Raw genomic sequence first — 5,145 nt, 5'->3', positions numbered from 1 at the left:
GAAGCGAGGACTAACGACTCGTGAAGCTGACCGGTACTAATAGGCCAACAACTTACACCACACAGATACATACAAACTCTGCTAGCGTCCACTATGTGGTTCCCAACCAACAACCCCCAACACCGGGTTGCACAGCCAGGAACCACACAATTGAATAACACCACTACCTGCCCCTCACGGGCAGGGATGTTGTAACCACAGACTTCCCGCCCCCGCAACAACGGGGGGGACGGGTACAAGGGTTACGGCGGTCATAGCGTGGGGGAAACGCCCGGTCCCATTCCGAACCCGGAAGCTAAGACCCACAGCGCCGATGGTACTGCACCCGGGAGGGTGTGGGAGAGTAGGACACCGCCGGACACACACCAATGGTCGAGGCCCCAACCACACGGTTGGGGCCTCCCACATTTAACACACCACCCACCAAAACGCTAGACACCCCGCCACCCGGGCACCACCCCAACGCGCCCCCGTCCCGGGAGGCCCCATCGCCCTTCAGCGGGCCGATTCACTACGGGCCGCGAAGAGCCCCTATGGGTCGAATAGAGCAACTGCGGGAACGGAGCCTACACTTACGCTCTATGACCTCCCGAAGCCAGGGCCCCACGGGCAAACGTGCCACCATCCTGGACGTTGCGGCCGCAGCAGGCGTATCGCGGCAGACCGTGACTCGGGCCATGAATGACATGGCCGGCATCAGCCAGGACACGCGGGAACGTGTGCGGAGACTGGCAACTGAGCTGGGATACACGCCCAGCCGCTTCGCGAAAGGCCTGGTCCAGGGAGCCCGCATCTCCGTAGGCCTCGCCATCCCCGACCTCACCAACCCGTATTTCCCCGCTTTCGCTTCCAGCGTCGTCGAAGCAGCCACAAACCGTGGCTGGAACGTGGTGGTGGACGACTACGGGCATGGAACCGGCAGCGCGCTCGACGCTGCTGAGCGGCTCGCACCCCACGTGGACGCCCTCATCGGCTACCTCGGCAGGGAGTCGGAGATGGCGCAGGAAATGATGGGCCGGCGTCCCGTCGTCAGCCTTGACCATCCTGCCGGGCGGTCCGCAGGTACGATCTCCTTTGACTACCATCATGCCGCCCGGCTCGCCCTAAACCACCTCGTTTCACTGGGGTGCCGGAATATCGCGTACCTGGACTCGGACCAGGGACGCCCCTCGGCCGGCCGCGGAGCTGCGGCTGCGGCGGTGGCGGAAGGCCTGGGGGTCCAGCTGCGTCGGTGCGAAGCCAGCACCTCCGCGGCCGGCGCCAAGGCAGTGGTTGCCACGCTCCTCGCCGCCCAGGAGGAGATTGACGGGCTCCTGGCGTTCAATGACCTGATGGCGGCCGGAGCCTTGAAGGCGCTGCAGGAAGCGGGGCGTGCCGTTCCCGGCGACTGCCCGGTCATCGGCATGGACGGGATCCCGCTCGGAGAACTTCTGACCCCCGAGCTGACCACCCTCTCCCTGGACCTGCGTGCGGTGGGGCGTGCCGCCGTCGACCTCTTGGACGGACTGCTGTCCGGCTCTTTGGAGGCAGGCAGCGAAGAGGCGCGACTCGTGCTGCTGCACACCCTGGTGCGCCGCCAATCCGCCTGATCCCCTACTCAAACACCACGGGAAAGGTTAGGCTTGGGGCCGATACGTGAACGTTCACGTCCATGTACCCGAAACCAGCCTCGAAGGACGATCCATGCCAGTTCGCACCCCCGTTCCGCACGCAGTAGCAGCCCGCACCAGACCATCACGGAGCCTCGAGCTCGGTGCTGACGAAGTCCGCGAGCTCGAGTGCCCCGGGCCAGGCGGAGGGAGTCTTCCCCCTCGGGCCTTCCTGGCCACCGATGCTCCGAAGCTGCTGCTCAACGGCGAGTGGCAGTTCCGGTTGAGCGACGGTATCCGCACTGCTCCGGGAGACGGGTGGCAGCGCGGCGGGGACCTGGACGGGTTTACATCCCTTCCCGTCCCCTCAAGCTGGCCCCTGCATGGGTACGGTGCGCCCGCCTACACCAACGTGCAGTTCCCCTTCGCGGTGGAGCCGCCGCATGTGCCGGAGCACAATCCGGTGGGCGACCACGTGGTGACCTTCGAGGCCGGACCGGAGCACTTCCCGCACGCGCTCCTGCGGTTCGACGGCATCGACTCTGCCGGCACCGTGTGGCTGAACGGCGTGGAACTGGGCACCACGCGGGGGAGCAGGCTGCCGCACGAGTTCGACGTTTCCGGCGTCCTGGTCCCGGGAACCAACACCTTGGCCGTGCGGGTGGCCCAGTTCTCGGCCGCAAGCTACGTTGAAGACCAGGACATGTGGTGGCTGCCGGGCATCTTCCGGGACGTCACCCTGCAGGCCCGCCCCGAGGAGGGCATCGACGACGTCTTTGTCCACGCTGACTACCACCATCAATCCGGCCAGGGCGTCCTCCGCGTCGAGGCGACCCGCGGCGGGAAGCCCGTTGACGCCGTCGTACGTGTTCCCGAACTTGGCCTGGAACTGCCTGCAAGCGAGGCAGCCACGCTCGCCGCCGTGGAACCCTGGTCCGCCGAAAATCCACGGCTGTACGAGGTAACCGTCAGCACGCCCGGCGAGACCGTTTCCTTGCAGGTGGGCTTCCGTAGCATCACCATCGAGGATGCCCAGTTCAAGGTCAACGGCCGCCGCATCCTGCTGCGCGGCGTGAACCGGCACGAACACCACCCCCGGCTGGGCCGGGTGGTGCCCCGCGACGTGGTGGAGGCGGAGCTGCGGCTGATGAAGCAGCACAACATCAACGCCATCCGAACTTCCCACTACCCGCCCCACCCGGAATTCCTTGCCTTGGCGGACCAGTTGGGGTTCTACGTGGTGCTGGAGTGCGATCTGGAAACCCACGGCTTCGAGAGCGCCGGATGGGCCCAGAACCCGAGTGACGATCCGCAGTGGGAACCTGCCCTGCTGGACCGTATGCGCCGGACGGTGGAACGGGACAAGAACCACGCTTCGGTGATCATGTGGTCCCTGGGCAACGAGGCAGGCACCGGCCGGAACCTCGCTGCCATGTCCCGATGGGCCAAGGACCGCGATCCCTCCCGCCCCATCCACTACGAGGGAGACTGGACCTCAGCCCATGTTGACGTCTACTCCCGCATGTACGCGAGCCAGGCCGAAACAGAGCTGATCGGGCAGGGCATTGAGCCTGCCCTCGAGGACGCGGCCCTGGACGCCCGCCGCCGCGCCATGCCGTTCGTGCTGTGCGAATATGTTCACGCCATGGGCAATGGGCCCGGCGGGATGAGCGAATACCAAGACCTGTTCACAAAGTATCCCCGCCTGATGGGCGGCTTTGTGTGGGAATGGCTGGAACACGGAATCACCGTCCCGGCTTCCGGCGGCGGCGAACAGTTCGCCTACGGCGGTGACTTCGGTGAGGAAGTCCACGACGGGAATTTCGTCACGGACGGCCTGGTGGATGCCAACCGCAAACCCCGGCCCGGGCTGCTGGATTTCAAGAAGGTCATTGAACCGCTTCACATCGAGGTTGCGCCGGACTGGACGGGCTTCCGGCTGCGGAACGGCCAGGACTTTGCGGACACCTCAGCCTTCAGCTTCCAGTACAAGGTGGCGGACGACGACGGCACGCGGCTTGAAGGAACGGTGGATGTTCCGCCGTTGGCAGCGCAGTCGGAGGCGGCAGTGGTGCTCCCGGCAAGCGTTGCCGGCTACGTACAGGGGCTGCCCGGGGATGGGTCCGCGGCCCTCACCGTCAGTGCCGTCCTGGCGGCTGACAGCACCTGGGCTGCCGCCGGTCACGAAGTCGCCTGGGGGCAGGGTGTCCGCCATGGAGCGGCAGACATGCCGGCCCCGGCCCTGGACCTCGTGGAGGCTGCGGGCAGTGAAGTCCGCCTGGGCGGAGCAGTCTTCAGCCGGTTCACGGGAATGCCCGTGTCCATTGGCGGCATTCCCGTTGAGAAGCTGGGCCTCGTCCTGTGGTGGCCGCCCACCGACAACGACCTCGGCAGGGAGTGGGGCGGCGCTGATCCCCGGTCGCTTGCGGCCCAGTGGAAGGACGCCGGGCTTGACCGGCTCCATACCCGCCTGCTGGGCATCAGCGCAGAACAGGCGCCCGACGGCGGGGAGTGCCTTCGGGTGCGGACGCGGATGGGTGCGGCGGACAAGCAGTTCGGCGTACTGGTGGATTACGTCTGGACCAGCGGCCAGGGTGCATTGACGCTGCGCACCCAGGTCCGGCCCGTGGGAACCTGGGCCAATGCCGGCTTCGAGGTGGAATGGGCGCGGATCGGCCTGGAGTTCGTATTGGGCCAGCCGACCTCCACGGTGCGCTGGTTCGGCCACGGCCCGCACCAGAGTTATCCGGATACGGGCCAGGGCACGCGTGCCGGCTGGTTCGAACTGCCCCTCGCTGACCTGGATGTTGACTACGTCCGGCCCCAGGAGTCAGGGGCACGCTCCGGCGTCCGTTCCGCGGTCCTCGAAACAGGGGGCGGGACTCTCGAGATTTCCGGTGAGCCGTTTGCCCTGACGGTGCGGCCCTACAGTCTTGCCGTCCTGGAGTCCGCTGCCCACCGCTCCGACCTGGTCCCCGACGGGCGAAGCTACGTCTATGTGGATCATCAGATGCGCGGCGTTGGGACCGCGGCCTGCGGGCCCGGCGTCCTGGATCGGTACCGGCTCACACCCCGTGAGGCTGACTTCGAAGTGACGCTGCGGGTGCTGACTGGGTCCCGCCGGATGTGAGCCACTCCATAGCAGCACGTATCCGGACACCGGGTGCCTTTTCGGGGAGGATATGCCGCCAAACACCCTGTGATTCCGGGGTTTTGGGCGGCACCTCCCGCCCCGAAAGGTGGATTTGCGGTGGGGTTGTGGGGCGTGTATTGTTTTCTGAGTCGCCGCCGCTGAAGCGGAAAAATAGCGGCCAAACCCCCTTCTGAACGGCCTGGAAAATGGTTCGCTTTTGAGCGTGCTGTTGTGTGGGTGGGGGCTGATCCTGGTGTTGGTGGTCGCGGAAACGTGGATTTGCCAAGTGCTGGTGGGTCGGGTAGGTTTGGAAAGTTGCTCCGGAGCGATCCTGAATGTTTGGTTTGGGTGGTGCCGGGTGTGTCTGTTGTTTGAGAACTCAATAGTGTGCCATGTTTGTTGATACCGATTTTTTATGAATTG

At 65.7% G+C, this 5,145-nt stretch carries 2 protein-coding genes and 1 rRNA gene; all 3 read left to right on the top strand.

What is annotated here, in order from left to right:
• Window positions 1-243 precede the first annotated feature (243 nt).
• The 3 genes from rrf to K4G53_RS03230 all read left to right on the top strand — a co-directional run bounded on the left by rrf (window position 244) and on the right by K4G53_RS03230 (window position 4,719).
• Window positions 244-360: ribosomal RNA gene (gene rrf, locus K4G53_RS03240) — 5S ribosomal RNA — on the top strand.
• Between the two features lie 221 nt (window positions 361-581).
• Entirely contained in the window at window positions 582-1,589 is a 1,008-nt protein-coding gene (locus K4G53_RS03235) for a LacI family DNA-binding transcriptional regulator (protein WP_221384074.1), read from the top strand.
• A gap of 94 nt (window positions 1,590-1,683) precedes the next feature.
• Complete coding sequence (locus K4G53_RS03230; protein WP_221384073.1) at window positions 1,684-4,719, top strand: glycoside hydrolase family 2 TIM barrel-domain containing protein; 3,036 nt, start codon at window positions 1,684-1,686, stop codon at window positions 4,717-4,719.
• Window positions 4,720-5,145 lie beyond the last annotated feature (426 nt).

This window comes from Arthrobacter sp. MAHUQ-56 (assembly GCF_019710585.1).
In the GTDB taxonomy this organism is placed as follows: domain Bacteria; phylum Actinomycetota; class Actinomycetes; order Actinomycetales; family Micrococcaceae; genus Arthrobacter.
The sequence above is the reverse complement of the archived record's forward strand: the minus strand, read 5'-3'. Positions and strand labels throughout refer to the sequence as shown.